Source organism: Microbacterium sp. cx-59 (assembly GCF_020805625.1).
Lineage (GTDB): Bacteria > Actinomycetota > Actinomycetes > Actinomycetales > Microbacteriaceae > Microbacterium.
Genome location: NZ_JAJHGO010000011.1, coordinates 188,963 through 207,365 on the forward strand (window position 1 = coordinate 188,963; position 18,403 = coordinate 207,365).

Here is an 18,403-nt window from a genome sequence, read left to right on the forward strand (position 1 = left end):
TTCGAGAGCGATCCGGGTGCCGGGTGCCGTGGCCCCGGCACCCGGATCGACTCAGCGGCGGCCCCAGTTCCACGCGGGTTGGTCGAGCATTCCCTGACCGTCGATACGTGTGCCGCTCGGGTCGGGGATGAGCTCGTGCCGGAGCGCGCCAGCCTCGCCGAGCCCGTCGGCGAGTCGGACGGCGTGCGTCACGACGACGACCTGGGTGGCTTCGGATGCCGCGACGATCAGTCGGGCGAGCGGGCCGAGCAGCGCGGGATGCAGGCTCGACTCCGGCTCGTTCAGAACGAGAAGTCCCGGCGGACGCGCGGGTAGGAGCGCGGCGCACAGCAGGAGGTAGCGGAGGATTCCGTCGCTCAGTTCCGTCGTGTCGAGCGGGCGCAGTAGCCCGGACTGCCGCATCCGGAGCCGGAATCTGCCGTCCACGGCCTCGATCTCGATGCGGGCGCCAGCGAACGCGCGATCGACCTCCCGGTCGAGTGCGGCCCCGTGACCCGCGTCGCGGATCGTCGCCCAGACAGCGGCCAGGTTCTCGCCGCCGTGCGCCAGGGTGTGGGAGCGGGTGCCCACCTGCGGCTGACGCGAGGGGGCATCGGCATCCACGCGGAAATGGTCGTAGAACCGCCATCCGGACAACACGCGCCGGAGAGCGAGAAGCTCGGGCCCGGTGTCGCCGTCGGCGAGATCGGTGAGGATGCTCTCGAACGGCTCGAGTCGCTGATCGAGGTGCACCCAGGAGCCCTCTCGGACGCGGGTCGACTGACGGAGGCGGTCGATCAGGACGGTCGCGGGCTTCGCGACCGGACCCGCGAATACCTGCTCGCGCTTGATCTCGGGGTCGCGCGAGAACGGACTTCGCTCGTCGACCTGGGGAAGGCCGAGATCGACGAGGTAGCCCAGCTCTTCGGAGGAGAACCCGAGCTGGAGCGCGACGGGCCGCGATCGGACGGTGCCCTGCGAGCCACCTCCTTCTGGGCCCGCCCAGAGCATGGAGGGCAGCCCACCCTCGCGGGCGACGGCGGCGACCATCCCGCCCGTCGCGGCCGCGGCGAGAAGTCGGAGGGCGCGATACAGATTCGACTTCCCCGACCCGTTCGGTCCGGTGACGACCGTGAGCGGAGCGAGTGGCACGACGACGTCGCGGAGCGAGCGGTATCCGGATACAGCGAGCGTTTGCAGCATCCGTCCACTGTCGCAGAGACCCCCGACGCCGGCATGTCCCCGGCACGGCTCGTGCAACTCCTCCAGAATCGCGGCAGTCGCCCTCGGAGGCGACGGGACGAGCGGATCTGGAGGAGTTGTCGCCGCGAGCCGCGTCGCCCACCCGTCGGCGTACCCGATTTGCGCGCGTGCGGGCACCGCGGCTAGGGTCGCGACATGCCTTCGGCTGCCTTTCCGTGCTCGATGACCCTCTCGGGTCTCGCCGGTGCGCGCCGACTTCTGGGCGACCGCCGACTCTAGGCGACCCGGCACGCACTTCGGAGCGCGCGGGTGTCGCCGTCCCCGCCCCGGGGCGCACTCGTGCGCCGAGCCCAGACTCTAAGGTGGAATGCATGTCTTATTCGGTCGCCGTATCCGGCGCTTCCGGCTACGCGGGAGGCGAGGTCCTGCGTCTTCTCGCCGCGCATCCGGACATCGAGATCCGCACCGTGACGGCGAACGCGAGCGCCGGCCAGCCGCTCATCGCGCACCAGCCGCACCTGCGTTCGCTGGCGCACCTGACGCTCGAGCCGACGACGCCGGAGGTGCTCGCCGGCCACGACATCGTGGTGCTCGCGCTGCCGCACGGCCAGTCCGGCCAGTACACGGATGCGCTCGCCGACACCCCGCTCGTCATCGATGCGGGCGCGGACCACCGGCTGACATCGGCCTCCGCCTGGGAGGCGTTCTACGGCGGCGACTTCCACGAACCGTGGACGTACGCCGTTCCGGAGCTGCCGGTCGCGGGCGGCAAGCAGCGGCAGAACCTCGTGGGGGCCACTCGCATCGCGGCACCCGGATGCAACGCTTCTACCGTCAGCCTCAGCCTCGCCCCCGGGGTCGCGGCCGGCGTGATCGACCCGAGCGACATCGTCAGCGTGCTGGCGGTCGGCCCCTCGGGTGCGGGCAAGAGCCTGAAGACGAATTTACTCGGCAGTGAGATCCTCGGGACGGCGAACCCCTACGGCGTGGGCGGGACGCACCGGCACATCCCTGAGATCCAGCAGGCGCTCGTCGGTGCGGGGGCGCGAAGCGACGTTCGCATCTCCTTCACGCCCGTTCTCGTGCCGATGGCGCGCGGGATCCTCGCCACGAGCACGGCGCCGATCGCGCCCGGAGCGACGGATGCAGACATCCGGGCCGCCTGGGAAGAGGCGTACGCGGGGGAGACCTTCGTGCAGCTGCTGCCCGAGGGCGTCTTCCCTCGGACGGCAGACGTGCTGGGGGCCAACACCGCCCTCCTCGGTCTCGCGATCGACCGTGCCGCGGGCCGCGTCGTCGTGGTGACCGCGGTCGATAATCTCGTCAAGGGGACCGCCGGCGCCGCCGTGCAGTCCATGAACATCGCGCTCGGCCTCCCCGAGGACCGCGCCCTCACCGTGAACGGAGTGGCGCCGTGAGCGTGACCGTCCCCTCGGGCTTCGAAGCCGCCGGCGTCGCCGTCGGTCTCAAGTCGACCGGCAAGCCCGACGTCGCCGTCGTCGTCAACCGCGGTCCGCTCAAGGTGGGCGCCGCGGTCTTCACCTCGAACCGCGCCAAGGCGAACCCCATCATCTGGTCGCAGCAGGCGATCGCGGATGGTGTCGTCGAGGCGATCGTGTTGAACTCCGGCGGGGCGAACTGTTTCACCGGTGCCTTCGGGTTCCAGACGACGCACGAGACCGCCGAGCGGGCGGCATCTCTCCTCGGCATCGGCGCGGGCGATGTGCTCGTCTGTTCGACCGGACTCATCGGAACCGGCGACGAGGTCTTCCGTGCGAAGGTGCTGCAGGGCGTCGACGCCGGCGTGGCGGCGCTTTCTCCGGGCGGCGGCGATGACGCGGCGCACGCGATCATGACGACCGACTCGGTCGCGAAGACGAGCGTGGTCCGGGGCGCGGGCTGGTCGATCGGGGGGATCGCGAAGGGCGCGGGGATGCTGGCGCCCGGGCTCGCGACGATGCTCGTGGTGATCACGACGGATGCCGTGCTCGACGCCGCTGACGCCGATGCCCATCTGCGGGCGGCCACCCACGTGAGCTTCGACCGGCTCGACTCGGACGGGTGCATGTCGACGAACGATCAGGTGACGCTGATGGTCAGCGGTGCGTCCGGAGTCGTGCCGGCGCCGGACGCGTTCCGTGCCGCGCTCACCGAGCTCTGCGACGACCTCGCGCGTCAGCTGCAGGGCGACGCCGAGGGGGCGAGCCACAACATCACCATCCGGATCACGAACGCCGCATCCGAAGACGACGCCGTCGAGGTCGGCCGGTCGATCGCACGGAACAACCTGTTCAAGGCGGCGATCTTCGGCAACGACCCGAACTGGGGACGCGTGCTCGCCGCGATCGGCACGACCGAGGCCGAGTTCGACCCCTACGACGTCGACGTCTGGATGAACGGCGTGCGCGTGTGCACGGCCGGCGGCCCCGACCGGCCGCGTGAGGACGTCGACCTGACGCCCCGCGCGACCGACGTGGTCGTGGACCTCCGAGTCGGAGACGCGACCGCCACGATCCGCACGAACGACCTGACGCACGACTACGTCCACGAGAACAGCGCGTACTCCTCATGACTGATATCGACCTACAGGACACGGATCCCGCGGAAGCCAGCGCGAAAGCCGCGGCGCTCATCGAATCGCTGCCCTGGCTGCGGCGCTTCCGCGATCAGATCGTCGTGGTGAAGTACGGCGGCAACGCGATGGTCTCCGACGAGCTCCAAGACGCCTTCGCGGCCGACATCGCCTACCTCCGCTACGTGGGCGCGAAGCCCGTCGTGGTGCACGGCGGGGGACCGCAGATCTCCGACATGCTCGACCGGCTGGCGATCCCGAGCGAGTTCAAGGGCGGCTACCGCGTCACCTCGACCGAGGCGATCACCGTTGTCCGGATGGTGCTCACCGGTCAGATCAACCCGCAACTGGTCGCGAAGATCAACGCCCACGGGCCGGTCGCGACGGGGCTGTCCGGCGAGGATGCGGGGCTCTTCGGGGGGCGCCGTCGCGGCGTGATCATCGAGGGCGTCGAGCACGATCTCGGCCGCGTGGGCGATGTCGTGCAGGTCGATCCGCAGCCGATCATCGATCAGCTCGAGGCCGGCCGCATCCCGGTCGTGTCGTCGATCGCTCCCGATCTGGATCGTCCGGGCCACTCGCTGAACGTCAACGCGGATGCGGCGGCCGCGGCGCTCGCCGTCGCGCTCGGCGCGATCAAGCTCGTCGTGCTGACGGACGTGCCCGGGCTCTACGCCGACTGGCCGAACCGGGACTCGCTCGTCTCGCACCTGGATTCGACGGAGCTGCGCGAGATGCTGCCGCGACTCGAGTCGGGGATGATCCCGAAGATGCAGGCGTGCCTGGATGCGGTCTCCGGCGGTGTCGGGACGGCCGCCATCATCGACGGCCGTGTGCCGCATTCGGTGCTCGTGGAGTTGTTCACAGAAAAAGGAATCGGAACAGAGGTGGTGCGGTGATGTCGAATGCGACCGAGACGGTGACGTGGCAAGAGGACGCCCGACGCGACCTCGTGCGGAGCTTCGGCGACCGGATGGCGATGTTCGTCCGTGGCGAGGGTGCGTATCTGTGGGATGACGCCGATAAGCGCTACCTCGATTTCCTCGCCGGTATCGCCGTGGACTCGCTGGGACACGCGCATCCGGTGTTCGTGGAAGCCGTCGCGACTCAGGCCGCTCGGCTCGCGCATGTCTCGAACTACTTCGCGACGCCGCCGCAGCTCGCGCTCGCTGCCCGGCTGAAGCGGATCTCGGGGGCGGGCGAGGCGGGCCGCGTCTACTTCGGCAACTCCGGCGCCGAGGCGAACGAGGCCGCGTTCAAGCTCGCCCGGTTGCACGGCGGCACCGAACGGCCCCGCGTGCTGGCGTTGAAGGACGCGTTCCACGGTCGGACCATGGGATCGCTCGCGCTGACCGGCAAACCGGCGATGCAGGAACCGTTCCTGCCGATGATCGCCGGGGTGGAGTTCATCGATTCGACCGTCGACGCGCTCGAGGAGGCTCTGGACGATCGGGTCGCGGCGCTGTTCATCGAACCCATCAAGGGGGAGGCGGGCGTGCTGCCGCTTCCGGAGGGCTACCTCGCCGCGGCGCGGAAGCTCACCACCCGGCACGGTGCGCTGCTCATCATCGACGAGGTCCAGACGGGTGCCGGACGCACCGGCGACTGGTTCGCGTTCCAGCACGACGGCATCACCCCCGATGCGATCACGGTCGCCAAGGGCATGGGTGGGGGGTTCCCGATCGGGGCGCTCGTCACCTTCGGTGCGGCTAGCGACCTGTTCTACCCGGGCACGCACGGGTCGACGTTCGGGGGCAACGCGCTCGCGACCGCCGTCTCCAACGCGGTCCTGGACGAGATCGAGCGGGCCGACCTCGTCGGCAACGCGGCTACCCGCGGAGCGCAGCTGCAGTCGGCGATCGACGGCATCGGGTCGCCTCTCGTCGCGGAGGTCCGTGGCCGCGGGCTACTGCTCGGGGTCGGGCTCACCCGTCCCGTGGCGAAGGCCGTGACGGCGGCCGCGCAGGAGCACGGTCTCATCGTGAACGCCGCGAACGACTCGACGATCCGCCTGGCGCCGCCGCTCACGATCGGCGACGTCGAGATCGACGAGTTCATCCGGTTGTTCACCGCGGCGCTCGCGACGGTGAGCGACGCTCTTCTTCTCGACGAACCGGATGCATCCGCATCCGCCCCCACGGAGGCCCCCGCATGACCCGCCACCTGCTGCGCGACGACGACCTGACCGCCGCTGAGCAGTCCGAGATCCTCGACCTCGCGATCGAACTGAAGAAGGACCGCTGGGCGCAGAAGCCGCTCGCGGGTCCGCAGACGGTCGCCGTGATCTTCGACAAGTCCTCCACCCGCACGCGCGTGTCCTTCGCCGTCGGCATCGCCGACCTCGGAGGATCTCCGCTGATCATCTCGACCGCGAACAGCCAGCTCGGCGGCAAGGAGACCCCCTCCGACACCGCCCGCGTGCTCGAGCGTCAGGTCGCCGCGATCGTCTGGCGCACCTACGCGCAGGCGGGGCTGGAGGAGATGGCGCGCGGTACCCGCGTGCCCGTCGTCAATGCCCTCAGCGATGACTTCCACCCGTGCCAGTTGCTCGCCGACCTGTTGACGATCCGCGAGCACAAGGGCGATCTCGCCGGCCTCACGCTGACGTTCTTCGGTGACGGCCGGTCGAACATGGCGCACTCGTACATCCTCGCCGGGGTGACCGCGGGGATGCATGTGCGGGTCGCCGCTCCCGAGTCCTACGCCCCGCGCGCCGACGTCATCCGCGACGCGGAGGTGCGTGCCGCGGAGACGGGTGGGTCGATCGCGCTGTTCACGGATGCGACCGAGGCCGCCGCCGGCGCGGATGTCGTGGTGACGGACACGTGGGTGTCGATGGGCAAAGAAGAAGAGAAGGCCACGCGCCTGCGCGAACTCGGCGAGTACAAGGTCACCCGCGACACGATGGCCCTCGCCGACGACGAGGCGATCTTCATCCACTGCCTCCCCGCGGACCGCGGGTACGAGGTCGAGGCCGAGGTCATCGACGGTCCGCAGAGCGTCGTCTGGGACGAAGCCGAGAACCGTCTGCACGCCCAGAAGGCGCTGCTGGTCTGGCTGCTGCGGCAGCAGTGACCGAGATGGCGGAGCCACCTGCCGGGCGGATGCGGACGAACATCCGGCGTCTGGCGGGTGGCGAGCGCCTCGCCGGGATCGATCTCGCCCGCGGTCTGGCGGTGCTCGGCATGCTCGCCGCGCATCTGCTGGAGACGGGCGAGTTCTCGCTGGGTAGGCCTGGTACCTGGATCGCGGTGGTGGACGGGCGCTCGTCCATCCTCTTCGCGGTGCTCGCGGGCGTCTCGATCGCGCTGACGACCGGGGGAACGCGACCCGTGTCCGGCGCGGCGCTGGCCGCCGCCCGCGGCCGACTGGCGGTGCGCGCCGTCGTGCTGTGGGTGCTCGGCATCCTGCTCATCTCGACCGGCGTCCCGATCTACGTCATCCTGCCCGCCTACGCGGTGCTGTTCCTCATCGCCATCCCGTTGCTCACTCTGCGCGTGGAGGCGCTGTTCGTCCTGGCGGCGGGCCTGCTGCTGGTCATGCCGTTCGTGCAGGCGGCGCTCGGGCTCCTGCCGATCTGGGAGACGGCCGCCGGGGCGTCGTTGGCACTCGTGATCGGCTGGGCGTACCCGTTCCCGCTCTGGGCGGGGTTCATCGTGCTCGGGCTCGCGGTCGGGCGTCTGGATCTGCGTCGGCGCGCCGTGCCCGCTCTGCTGCTCGGTGTCGGTGTCGGCGTCGCGCTGGTCTCGTACGGGATCGGCGGCACGCTGTCCCGGCCATCCGTGTTCGGCGAGCCGGCCGACTACCTCGACATCGTGCTCAGCGTCGAACCGCACTCCGGCGGCCTTCCGGAGGTGCTCGGCGGTGCGGGGTTCGCGCTCGCCGTGCTGGGCGCCGCGCTGCTCGTCTGCCGCGCTCGCTTCGTCCGCGCCCTCGTGCTGCCGTTGCGTGCCACCGGCAGCATGCCGCTCACCGCCTACAGTGCCCAGGTGCTCGTCTGGGCCGTGTGGGCCACGGCGGCCCTGGGCGACCCGGGAGACCTCTCCGGCTTCCGGGCGCTGCAGCCGTTCTGGCCGATCACCGTGCTGGTCGTCGTCGCCTGCACCGCCTGGGCCGTGGTCGTCGGACGCGGGCCCCTCGAGACCCTCCTCGCGCGCCTGTCGCGCCGCTCGGAGCGATCACCGCGCTCGGTAGGCTGGATGCCGTGAACGAGGACAGAAACGACGCCACCCACCGCGGATCGCTCTGGGGAGGACGCTTCGCTTCCGGACCGTCCCCCGAGCTCGCCGCCCTCAGCCGCTCGACCCACTTCGACTGGGTGCTGGCGCCGTACGACCTGGCCGGCTCGCACGCGCACGCCACCGCACTCGCGCACGCGGGATACCTGAGCGGCGACGAGGCGACCCGGATGCACGCGGGCCTCGACGCCCTCGCCACGGCCGTCGCGGAGGGCACCCTGCTGCCCGGGCCCGACGACGAGGACGTGCACGGTGCCCTCGAACAGGCGTTGATCGCCGAGGTCGGCGCGGAGCTCGGCGGCAAGCTGCGGGCGGGGCGCAGCCGGAACGACCAGATCGCGACGCTCGTCCGGATGTACCTGCTCGATCACGCCCGCACCATCTCTCGCGACGTCGTGCGCCTGATCGACGCGATCGTCGCGCAGGCCGACGCGCACGCCGACGCGGCGATGCCGGGCCGCACGCACCTGCAGCACGCGCAGCCGGTACTGCTCGCGCATCATCTGCAGGCGCACGCCTGGCCGCTGGTGCGCGATCTCGAACGCCTCCGCGACTGGTCGGTCCGGGCGCGCGTCTCTCCGTACGGAGGAGGAGCGCTCGCCGGTTCCACGCTAGGGCTCGACCCGCAGCTCGTCGCGGACGAGCTCGGACTGGATCGTCCGGCCGAGAACTCGATCGACGGCACCGCCGCGCGTGACGTGGTGGCCGAGTTCGCCTTCATCACGGCGATGATCGGGGTCGACCTCTCCCGCTTCGCCGAGGAGATCATCCTCTGGAACACCCGCGAGTTCGGCTTCGTGCGCCTCGACGACGGGTACTCGACCGGCTCGAGCATCATGCCGCAGAAGAAGAACCCCGACATCGCCGAACTCGCCCGTGGCAAGGCGGGGCGCCTGATCGGCAACCTGTCGGGGCTCCTCGCGACGCTGAAGGGTCTGCCGCTGGCATACAACCGCGACCTGCAGGAGGACAAGGAGCCGGTGTTCGACTCGATCGCGACCCTCGAACTCGTGCTGCCGGCGTTCGCCGGGATGGTCGCGACGCTGCGGTTCGACACCGAGCGGATGGCGCAGCTCGCGCCGCAGGGGTTCTCGCTCGCGACGGATGTCGCCGAGTGGCTCGTGAAGCGCGGGCATCCTTTCCGGGAGGCGCACGAAGTCTCCGGCGCCCTCGTGCAGGTCTGCGAGGAGCAGGGAATCGAACTGCACGAGGCGTCCGACGCGACGCTCGCCGCGGTGTCCGCGCACCTCACGCCCGAGGTGCGCGAAGTGCTGACGGTCGCCGGCTCGATCGCGAGTCGCGCCGGGGTCGGCGGGACGGCGGGCGTCCGGGTCGCCGAACAGCGCGCTGAGCTCGTCGCCCGCACCCAGGCGCTCGCGCATACGTTCTCGGTCTGAGCGGGGCTCCGCCACCCGTCGCTCCCTGCTTCTTCTTCTTCCGTTCACCACCCGGACGCGTCCAGGTGGCCGGTGAGGAGCAGCATTCGGACGCGCCCTGATTCGTGTGCGCCGACGATGAAGGGGAGCGATGTCTGCGCACTTCCTGTACGCGCGCTTTCCGACGCTGCAGCACCGCACGGCGCTCGACTGGATGCGTACCGCGTCCGAAGTCCTCGCGCTCCACGCCGAGCGCGTGCACCTGCACACGATCGATGCCGCCCACGCGGGGCCCGTCGTGGGATGGCGGCTGATGAGCGACAACCACCGGGAGCTCGCCCGCAGCTGCGGGCTCTACCCGAGTGAGCGCGGCGCGCACGACGCCGCCGGGGAACTGCTCACGCGCGCCGCGGACATCATCGTGCACTCCGCGCCGGAGCCACGGATGCGGACCACCGGCTGGTTCGCGACCGTCGACGACGAACTGGTGATGCTGCATGCCCGGCGCTACGAGAACCGATCGGTCGCGCGGAATGCCGGACAGCTCGCCGCGCGACTCGTCTCGGCGATGGCGGTCGCGGCGCGCGAGGGTGCGACCGGTGGCGACCTCGAGCGCTCCGCTCCCGAGTTCGCCCTGTGACGGACGGCCTCGTCGCGGGCCGGTTCCGGTTGACGGCGCTCCGCGGCAGCGGCGGGACGGCCGCCGTTTTCGCGGCGGTTGATGAGCAGGCGGGGCATCCGGTCGCGCTCAAGCTGCTGCATCCGCACCTCGCGGCCGACCGCGCCGTCTGGGCGGCTTTCTTCGAGGAGGTGCGAGCCGCGCAGTCGATCGTGCATCCCCTGGTGGCGGAGATCTTCGATGCCGGCACGGTGGAGACCGATCCGCCGGTCGTCTGGATCGCGATGGAGCTGGTCGAGGGTGTCACGCTCGAAGAGCACGTCCGCGCCCACGGTCCGCTGCCGAGCGCCGCGGCGCGGGTCCTGATGGACGGGCTGCTGGAGGCGCTCGCCGCCGCCCACGCCCAGGGCGTGGTGCACCGGGATCTCACCCCGGCCAACGTCATGATCGCGTCCGACGCGCTCGAGCCGTTCGATCCGATGCTGTTCCGCCGCCGCATCCGCCTCCTGGACTTCGGGTTGGCCGATGTGCCCGGACGCACGACGCGCGGGTCGGACGCGCTGCTGGCGGGCACGGCGGCCGCCCCGGCCGGGGTCGTGGCGAGCGTGCCGTACGCCTCACCGGAGCAGCTGTCGGGCGCACCGGTCACGGAGGCCAGCGACCTCTACCAGGCCGGGGCGACGCTGTTCTTCGCGCTGACGGGCCGCGTTCCGTTCCGCGGCGCCAGCGATGTCGTCGTGCGCGCGCACCTGACGGCACCCCCGCCGGTGCCCTCGGCGGAGCGTCCGGGCATCGACCGCGCGATGGACCGGGTCGTGACGACGGCGATGCTCAAGCGCCCGGCCGATCGGTTCGCGAATGCGGGGGAGATGCGGCGGGCGCTCGCGCCGGCAGACACCGGCGTCACCGCGGCCGCCGTCGCCGAAAGCACCGTCGCGATCCGCACAGACACGGCGGTCACGCGGGCGCAGCCGGGCCTCCCGAGCGGCGGCATTCCCGCGACGGATCCGGATGCGGATGCGGACGCGGATGCGCGCGCGGCCACCCGGGTCTACCGCACCTCGGTGCCCGAGTCCGGGGCCGGCGCATCCGGACCCCCGCACGGAGCAGCGGCCGGTCGTCGTCCGCGCTGGCCCGCCTGGGCCGCGGGGGGAGTCGGCGCGGTCGCGCTGATCGGCATCATCGCGCTCTCCGCGGCCGCGGGATCGGCGCCGTCGGCCGTCCCGCCTCCCGTCTCATCCGCTCCGACACCGACCGTGACAGCGTCCACGTCGGCTCCGTCGCCCACCGAGACCGTTCCGGTGCTCGTCGACGTCCCCCCGATCGTCGGGATGCCCGTCGGTGACGCCCGAGGTGTGCTCGCCGCGGCGGGCTTCGCGGTCGGCGCCGAGACGGCCGTCGACGGAACCACGCCCGCGGGCGTCGTCGTCGCCGCCGACCCCGCCTCCGGCTCTCGGCGCCCGGTCGGCACCGCCGTGTCCGTCCAGGTCGCCTCGGGCCGGAACGCGATCCCGGCGGTGATGGGCCTATCGATCGCAGAGGCCGCGGCCCTGGTGAGTGCGGCGGGATTCGTGCCCACGGCGGAGTACGCCGGCGCGGGCGAACCGGATGTCGTCGTCGCCGCCGCGCCCGCGGCCGGCGCCGTGGTCGCGTTGGGCACCGGAGTCACGCTCTGGGCGCCCGCATCCGCTCCTCCCGCCGTGACCCCGACACCGGTCCCCGCCCCGTCGAGTCCGAGTCCCGCGCCGGTGCCCTCGCCGACCGCGACGCAGGGGACGCCATGACGCCGCGCGGCACCCGCCGAACGGGATTACGACACCTCCCGGACACGCGGCCAGCATTCGTGGTTCACGCGGTGGCGGGATGCTGACGCGAATGCCCTGGGGAGGGCTCCGCCTGCCCGAAAGACGGAGGAATCGATGACGGATGCCGTCACGGAGGTGATCGCGCCGGCCGACAAGCCAGCGCAGGCACCGATACGCTCGCTGCGCTCGCTGCCGGTGTTCTCGGACCGCGTGTTCCGCACGGTGTGCTTCGCCGCGGGCGGGGTGACGGTGGCGATCATGCTCGCCGTCGGCGTGTTCCTCACGGCGCGGGGAGGACAGGCGCTCTCGTCGTCGGGCTTCTCGTTCCTGTGGGTGCAGGAGTGGAACCCGCAGGAGGGCGTGCCGGACTCGTTCGGAATCGCGGCCGTGCTCTTCGGCACCGTCACGATCGCCGCGATCGCGTTGGCGTTCTCCTTCCCGCTCGCTCTCGGCACGGCTCTGCTGGTCAGCGAGGTGCTGCCGGCGGGGGTCAAGCGCGCCATGACGACGATCGTCGACCTCATGGCTGCCGTCCCGAGTGTCGTCTTCGGTCTCTGGGGGGTGCAGTTCCTGCAGGAGAACGTGATCCCGGTTGCCCAGTGGATCTCGAAGTACCTCGGCGCCATCCCGATCTTCGCCGTGACGGATGCGGAGGGGATCGGCCTCACCGACGCGAGCGCCTTCACCTCGTCGGCGTTCATCGCGGGCATGGTGGTGGCGCTCATGGTGCTCCCGACCCAGACCTCGATCATGCGCGAGGCCTTCTCGCAGGCGCCGATCGGCGAACGGGAGGGCGCTCTCGCGCTCGGCTCGACGCGGTGGGGGATGATCCGCACCGTCGTGCTGCCGTTCGGTCGCGGCGGGATCATCGGCGGCACGATGCTCGGCCTCGGGCGTGCGCTCGGCGAGACGATCGCGGTGTACATGATCATCTCGCCGATCTTCACGATCAACTGGGAGGTGCTGAAGACCGGCACCAACTCGGTGTCGGCCCTCATCGCGCTCCGCTACGGCGAGTCCAGCGAGTTCGGGCTGTCGGCCCTGATGGCCGCGGGCCTCGCCCTCTTCCTTATCACCCTCGTGATCAACTTCACGGCGTCATCGGTCGTCGCCCGTTCGCGGTCGGGAGCGGAAAGCACATGACCACGATCACCGCCGCCGAACGGCAGGCAGAAGACGAACGCCGCGCCGCCCCCGCGCGCACGACCGTGCCGCGGCCGTACCAGGGCCGCGCGCGCCCGGAGCGTCGCCGCCCCGGCACGGTCGCGCTGGAGGACACCTTCGACCTCGTCGGGGCGCTTCTGGCCGGCGGATCGGTGGCGACGCTGCTGTTCGGGTGGATCGCGCCGCTGTCGGGCGCCGTCGGCTGGGTCGTGGTCGCCTACCTCGTCTTCCTGATCTCGTACGCGGTGCTCGTCTCCCTCCGCGCCGACCGTCTCGCCGTGATGAACCGGATCGTGACGGTGCTGCTGTGCAGCGCGGGGCTGGCCGTTCTCGCGGTGCTCCTGTTCGTCGTGCTGTACACCGTCGGCCGCGGCGTTCCGGCGCTGTCGAACCTCAACTTCTTCGTCGAGACGATGCGGTTCGCCGGACCCCTGGATCCGCTGGACGTGGGCGGAATCGCGCACGCGATCGTCGGCACCCTGATTCAGATCTCCATCGCGCTGGCGATCACCGTGCCGCTCGGCATCACGACGGCCGTGTTCCTCAACGAGATCGGCGGACGCTTCGCCCGCTTCGTCCGCACCGTGTCCGACGCGATGACGGCGCTGCCCTCGATCGTCGCGGGCTTGTTCGTCTACGCCGCGCTGATCACCCTGGTCACCAAGGAACGCTCCGGTTTCGCCGCATCCATCGCCATCACCGTGATGATGCTGCCGATCGTGATCCGCTCGGCCGACGTGGTGCTGCGCCTCGTACCGCACCAGCTCCGCGAGGCGTCCTACGCGCTCGGCTCGTCGCGCTGGCGGACGGTGTGGAAGGTCGTTCTGCCGACCTCCCGTTCGGGGCTGGCGACGGCCGTCATCCTCGGTACCGCTCGCGGGATCGGTGAAACGTCGCCGGTGCTCCTCACCTCGGGAGTCACCGCCGAGATGAACACGAACCCGTTCTCCGGGCCCATGATCTCGCTGCCCCTCCAGGTGTTCACCTTCGTGCAGTCGCCCGAACCGAACATGGTCGCCCGCGGATTCGGCACGGCCGCCGTGCTCATCCTGCTCGTGCTGAGCCTGTTCGTCGTCGCTCGCCTCATCGGCGGGCGCGGCGCGGGAATCCTCTCCGACGGTCAGCGCCGTCGGGCCACCCGGCGCTCGCAGGACGACCTCATCCGCATCGTCACCCGCTCGACGCTTCCCGACTACGCCGTTCCGGCACGCACCCGCCCGCAGGAGAACCCGTGATCCCTCGTTTCCGCCGCCGCGCCGTCCGCGGTGCGCTCGTCGCGCTCATCGTCAGCGCCCTCGCGTTCGGCGCCGCCGTTCCGGCGTCCGCTGCGTCCTACGTCGCGATCGCCGGGTCGGGGTCGACGTGGTCGCAGAACGCGCTGGACCAGTGGCGTCGCAACGTCGCGAGCAACTACGGCATGACCGTGAACTTCTCGGGCACCGGATCGTCTGCGGGACGCAGCGACTTCATCAAGGGCTCCGTCGACTTCGCGGTCAGCGAGATCCCGTTCCAGCGCACCCCGGAAGACGGATCCGCCCCCGAGATCTCCGAGCGCGGCTACGCCTACCTGCCTATCGTGGCGGGCGGTACGTCGCTGATGTACAACCTCAAGATCGGCGGCAAGAAGGTCGACAACCTGCAGATGTCGGGCGATGTGGTCGCGAAGATCTTCGCCGGGCAGATCAAGAAGTGGAACGATCCCGCGATCGTCGCCGACAACCCGGGTCTCGCGCTGCCCGACAAAGACATCATGCCCGTCGTCCGTTCCGATGGATCCGGGTCGACCGCGCAGTTCACGAAGTGGATGGCGACGCAGTATCCGAGCATCTGGACGACCCCGATGACCTCGCAGTTCCCGACGTCGAAGCTGTCGGCGTACAAGGCCCAGAGCGGCTCGCTCGGGGTGTCGGGTTACGTGAGCCAGAACTACGGCGAGGGCTCGATCACCTACGTCGAATACTCCTACGCCATGAAGTCCGGGTTTCCCGTCGTGAAGGTGAAGAACGCGGCCGGGAGCTACGTCGAGCCGACCGCCGCGAACGTCGAGGTGGCGCTGCGCGCCGCGCGCATCAACGAGGACACGGGCTCGCCGGACTATCTGACCCAGATCCTCGACGGGGTCTACAACAACCCCGACCCGGCGGCGTATCCGATGTCGAGCTACTCGTACATGATCGTGCCGACGCAGGCGACCGGAATCTTCAACGAGAGCAAGGGCTACACGCTCGGAGAGTTCGTCAAGTACGTCGTGTGCCAGGGGCAGAAGCAGGCGGGCGCGCTCGGATACTCGCCGCTGCCGAACAACCTGGTCGAGGCGGCCTTCAAGCAGATCAGCAAGATCCCGGGCTCGCAGGTCGGCGCGTACGACGCGAACTCCTGCAGCAACACCGGAGCTGCCGGGAGCGGTGATCCGACGACGGGCGCAGCTCCCGCCGCGGCAGGCGCCGCCGGTGGCGGAACGGCCGCGGCCGCGGGGACGGATGCGGCGGCCGCGGCATCCGGTGCGGCGGTCGGCGGCGACGCCGTGTACGACGCGAACGGCAACCTCGTCTCCGGCTCTGCCGCGGGTGGCGCCGCTGCTGTTTCCGCCCCGTTCACCCTGGCCTCCGACGCCGGTGGTGTCGCGCAGATCGGAATGCTCGCCGCGGCTCTCCTGCTGCTCGCCGCGGTCCTCGTGCCGCCGCTGCTGATGCGTCGCCGTCGCGCGACGCGCTGATCCGGCGCGCCCGTCACCTGCCGTTCACCCGGCGGAGGGCAACCGGACGACCGCACGCCCCGCCCGTTCGTGCTGCGGACAGGGCGGATTCGCACGCTTTTCATAGCGTCAGTCATGGCCGCCGGAGCGGCCGGAATGTGGCCGCCTGGGGGTGGCCGGAACTGGGGTATCAGGTGATCCGATCCGGACGCGCACGCACGGTCGCGCGCGCTTCGCTGGCAGGTGTCGTGGCGTTCGCCGCCGTGCTGTCGGTGTCGGTCGTCGTCGGCGGCGCGGCGCACGCCGATGACGGCTCGAACTCGGCCGTCACCGTCTCGGCGAAGGACCAGGACATCTACGTCGGCACCGCACCCATGCCCGACCTGAAAGTCACCGTGTCGCAGACGACCAACCTCGTGGCGCAAGCGGTCACCGTGTCGTGGACGGGAGGCAAGGAGTCGACGCTGCCGAGCGGCCAGACGGGCGGCGAGAACTTCTTGCAGATCATGCAGTGCTGGGGCGACGTCGTCGACGATGACGCCGAGTTCCTGCCGGCGCGCACCACCTGTCAGTTCGGGGCCTTCGGTACTCCCGGCGCGAAGCGCGAGGACTCGCCGTCCTCGGCCGCCGCGATCGCCCCCGAGGACGCCCGCTACTCGTACTTCGGCACGGGCGGGCTCAACGGCTCGTACACCGGCATCCCGTTCCGCTCCGTTCCCGATCCCGTGACCGGCGACTCGAAGACCATCGCGAAGGTCGACGACAAGGGCGCCATCATCCCCGGCGTCAACCTGAACGAGAACGAGTTCTTCACGAAGTACACGACCAACGAGGTGCCGTGGGCGGGCTCCGGCTCCAACGGCAACGGATCTGTCACCTTCGAGCTGCAGACCTCGCTGCAGTCGCCCGGGCTCGGCTGCGGCGACGCGCAGACCGCGGCGGATGGCGCGGTCACCGGTCGCGCGTGCTGGCTCGTCGTCGTGCCGCGAGGCGCGGGGACGAACACGGCTTCGCCCCTGTTCTGGGAGCAGTGGAAGCACCGGGTCGCGGTGAAGCTCGACTTCCAGCCCGTCGGCAACCACTGCGCGATCGGCGCGGGCGAGCAGCAGCTCGCCGGCAGCGAGCTGATCTCGGACGCGGTGTCGTCGTGGCAGCCCGACCTCTGCGGCGCCGCGGACGGCGACGCGTACACGCTGATCACCACGACCGACATGGATGCCGCCGCCCAGTCGAACACGATCGCGGATGCGCCGCTGACGCTCACATCGCAGCCTCTGGACACCTCGACGGGCCAGACGGACTCGCTCGTCTACGCGCCCGTGGCGCTCGCCGGAATCGCCATCACGTTCGCCGTCGACCGCTACCCGTCCGCATCCGCCCCGGCCGACGTGCAGGAGCAGGCACGCGAACCCTTCACCGACATGCGGCTCACGCCGAGGTTGCTGGCGAAGCTCCTCACGTCCTCCTACACGGACGCCCTGCCGACGAACGCCGCCATCGACTACCTGCAGGGAAATCCCCGCAACATCCTGTTCGACCCGGAGTTCCTCGCCCTCAACCCCACCTGGAAGGATCAGGCGATCGTGAGCCCGGCGGTCGCCGACATCATGGTGCCCCAGGGGCGGTCGGGGTACGCGCGGGCCGTCTGGAACTACATCCTCGCGGACGACGACGCGCGGGCATTCCTCGCCGGAACCCCCGACGCCTGGGGCACTCGCGTCAACCCGCACGCGTCGACGAATGCCCAGTGGAGCGGCACGCAGGATGTGGAGCCGCTCGAGCTGCCCCGCGACGACTTCCCGAAGGCGGATGACGCCGAGGCGTACGCGGGGGAGGACCGCGTCCTCAACTCCGTCACGTGGCGTCCATACACGAACGACCTCGCTTCCGGCGCGTATTACGCGCTCCGCGGGGACGGCCTGAACGTCGGCGAGTGGGATCCGATCGCCGTGCCGAAGAAGTGGACGCGCAAATCCCGCGACCTCGTCGGCGACCGCAAGGTGCTCGCGATGACCGACACCTCCGCATCCGAGCGGTATGAGACGGTGACCGCGTCGCTGCTCACCCCCTCGGGAACGTACGTCTCACCGACGAGCGACGGGCTGCTCGCCGCCGCCGCGGTGATGACGCCGTCCGCGACCCAGCCGCAGGTGTACTCCTTCGATGCCGCGTCGGCGGGGGCGGCCCGGGCGAGCTCGGCCTACCCGCTCGCGATCCCGGTGTACGCCGCGACGAACGCGACGCTGAACTCCGCCGACGTGAACGACAGCTACGCCCGCTTCATCCGGTTCGCGGCGACCGACGGTCAGACGCCGGGCGTGCTGCAGGGCCAGCTCCCCGCGGGCTACGCGCCGATTCCAGAGGGCTGGCGGGCCCAGTCCCGTGCGGCGGCGGATCTCATCCAGTCCGACCCGGTGGCGGCCCCCGCGGCCCCGCAGCCGGCTCCGGCGGCGGCCGCCCCCGTGGCGGCTGCGCCCGCTGCGGCCGCTGCGGCTCCGGTGGCCGCGGTTCCCGCGGTCGCGGCCGACCCGTCCGCATCCGGCGCCCCCGCCGCGGCGCTCTCCGCCGGCGCGACACCGGCCGACCCCGAGACCGGCGCCCTCGCCCAGGCGATGCCGCTCAGCCTCCTCGCCGGAGCGCTCGCCGCCGGCGCGGTTCCCTTCGTCGGCCGCCTTCGCCGACGCCTCTGACTTTTCCTCTGCACGATTCCCCACCCGAAGTAGTACGTCTTTCCACCCGATGAAGAGAGAGA

General features: G+C 70.9%; 14 protein-coding genes. 13 read left to right on the forward strand and 1 reads right to left on the reverse strand.

Annotated features, from left to right (window positions below):
- Nucleotides 1-51: 51 nt before the first annotated feature.
- Entirely contained in the window at nucleotides 52-1,182 is a 1,131-nt protein-coding gene (locus LMI96_RS15850; RefSeq protein WP_228362162.1) for an AAA family ATPase, read from the reverse strand.
- Between the two features lie 371 nt (nucleotides 1,183-1,553).
- Between LMI96_RS15850 and argC the strand changes: the two genes are divergently transcribed.
- From argC to LMI96_RS15915, 13 genes are all read left to right on the forward strand, one after another.
- The gene (gene argC, locus LMI96_RS15855) at nucleotides 1,554-2,600 is read left to right on the forward strand and encodes an N-acetyl-gamma-glutamyl-phosphate reductase (protein ID WP_228362163.1); all 1,047 of its coding nucleotides are present in this window, start codon (nucleotides 1,554-1,556) and stop codon (nucleotides 2,598-2,600) included.
- Nucleotides 2,597-3,754, forward strand: a complete 1,158-nt coding sequence (gene argJ, locus LMI96_RS15860) for a bifunctional glutamate N-acetyltransferase/amino-acid acetyltransferase ArgJ (protein WP_223723465.1) — start codon at nucleotides 2,597-2,599, stop codon at nucleotides 3,752-3,754. Before argC ends, argJ begins: the two co-directional genes overlap by 4 nt.
- The gene (argB, locus tag LMI96_RS15865) at nucleotides 3,751-4,653 is read left to right on the forward strand and encodes an acetylglutamate kinase (protein ID WP_223723466.1); all 903 of its coding nucleotides are present in this window, start codon (nucleotides 3,751-3,753) and stop codon (nucleotides 4,651-4,653) included. The genes argJ and argB overlap by 4 nt, the downstream gene beginning before the upstream one ends.
- Entirely contained in the window at nucleotides 4,653-5,909 is a 1,257-nt protein-coding gene (locus LMI96_RS15870; protein ID WP_228362164.1) for an acetylornithine transaminase, read from the forward strand. Before argB ends, LMI96_RS15870 begins: the two co-directional genes overlap by 1 nt.
- Complete coding sequence (gene argF / locus LMI96_RS15875; RefSeq protein WP_223723468.1) at nucleotides 5,906-6,829, forward strand: ornithine carbamoyltransferase; 924 nt, start codon at nucleotides 5,906-5,908, stop codon at nucleotides 6,827-6,829. Before LMI96_RS15870 ends, argF begins: the two co-directional genes overlap by 4 nt.
- A gap of 5 nt (nucleotides 6,830-6,834) precedes the next feature.
- Nucleotides 6,835-7,962 carry a heparan-alpha-glucosaminide N-acetyltransferase domain-containing protein gene (locus LMI96_RS15880; RefSeq protein WP_228362165.1) on the forward strand — a complete coding sequence of 376 codons (1,128 nt, stop codon included), beginning with the start codon at nucleotides 6,835-6,837 and terminating at the stop codon, nucleotides 7,960-7,962.
- Entirely contained in the window at nucleotides 7,959-9,389 is a 1,431-nt protein-coding gene (argH, locus tag LMI96_RS15885; protein ID WP_228362166.1) for an argininosuccinate lyase, read from the forward strand. Before LMI96_RS15880 ends, argH begins: the two co-directional genes overlap by 4 nt.
- 130 nt (nucleotides 9,390-9,519) lie before the next feature.
- Nucleotides 9,520-10,008 (forward strand): hypothetical protein, encoded by a 489-nt coding sequence (locus tag LMI96_RS15890; protein WP_228362167.1) that lies wholly within the window; start codon nucleotides 9,520-9,522, stop codon nucleotides 10,006-10,008.
- Nucleotides 10,005-11,771: a PASTA domain-containing protein gene (locus LMI96_RS15895; RefSeq protein ID WP_228362168.1), complete on the forward strand. Its 1,767-nt coding sequence runs from the start codon at nucleotides 10,005-10,007 to the stop codon at nucleotides 11,769-11,771. The genes LMI96_RS15890 and LMI96_RS15895 overlap by 4 nt, the downstream gene beginning before the upstream one ends.
- A 135-nt stretch (nucleotides 11,772-11,906) precedes the next feature.
- Nucleotides 11,907-12,935, forward strand: a complete 1,029-nt coding sequence (gene pstC, locus LMI96_RS15900) for a phosphate ABC transporter permease subunit PstC (protein ID WP_228362169.1) — start codon at nucleotides 11,907-11,909, stop codon at nucleotides 12,933-12,935.
- Nucleotides 12,932-14,191, forward strand: a complete 1,260-nt coding sequence (pstA, locus tag LMI96_RS15905; RefSeq protein WP_228362170.1) for a phosphate ABC transporter permease PstA — start codon at nucleotides 12,932-12,934, stop codon at nucleotides 14,189-14,191. The genes pstC and pstA overlap by 4 nt, the downstream gene beginning before the upstream one ends.
- The gene (pstS, locus tag LMI96_RS15910) at nucleotides 14,188-15,672 is read left to right on the forward strand and encodes a phosphate ABC transporter substrate-binding protein PstS (protein ID WP_228362171.1); all 1,485 of its coding nucleotides are present in this window, start codon (nucleotides 14,188-14,190) and stop codon (nucleotides 15,670-15,672) included. Before pstA ends, pstS begins: the two co-directional genes overlap by 4 nt.
- Before the next feature lie 173 nt (nucleotides 15,673-15,845).
- Nucleotides 15,846-18,341, forward strand: a complete 2,496-nt coding sequence (locus LMI96_RS15915) for a hypothetical protein (protein WP_228362172.1) — start codon at nucleotides 15,846-15,848, stop codon at nucleotides 18,339-18,341.
- The last annotated feature ends 62 nt before the right edge of the window (nucleotides 18,342-18,403 follow it).

Bases quoted from the DNA above. Each gene is read 5' to 3' on its own strand.
- LMI96_RS15850 (WP_228362162.1), bottom strand. From the start codon at position 1,182: ATGCTGCAAACGCTCGCTGTATCCGGATACCGCTCGCTCCGCGACGTC.
- argC (WP_228362163.1), top strand. From the start codon at position 1,554: ATGTCTTATTCGGTCGCCGTATCCGGCGCTTCCGGCTACGCGGGAGGC.
- argB (WP_223723466.1), top strand. From the start codon at position 3,751: ATGACTGATATCGACCTACAGGACACGGATCCCGCGGAAGCCAGCGCG.
- LMI96_RS15870 (WP_228362164.1), top strand. From the start codon at position 4,653: ATGTCGAATGCGACCGAGACGGTGACGTGGCAAGAGGACGCCCGACGC.
- argF (WP_223723468.1), top strand. From the start codon at position 5,906: ATGACCCGCCACCTGCTGCGCGACGACGACCTGACCGCCGCTGAGCAG.
- LMI96_RS15880 (WP_228362165.1), top strand. From the start codon at position 6,835: ATGGCGGAGCCACCTGCCGGGCGGATGCGGACGAACATCCGGCGTCTG.
- LMI96_RS15890 (WP_228362167.1), top strand. From the start codon at position 9,520: ATGTCTGCGCACTTCCTGTACGCGCGCTTTCCGACGCTGCAGCACCGC.
- pstC (WP_228362169.1), top strand. From the start codon at position 11,907: ATGACGGATGCCGTCACGGAGGTGATCGCGCCGGCCGACAAGCCAGCG.
- pstA (WP_228362170.1), top strand. From the start codon at position 12,932: ATGACCACGATCACCGCCGCCGAACGGCAGGCAGAAGACGAACGCCGC.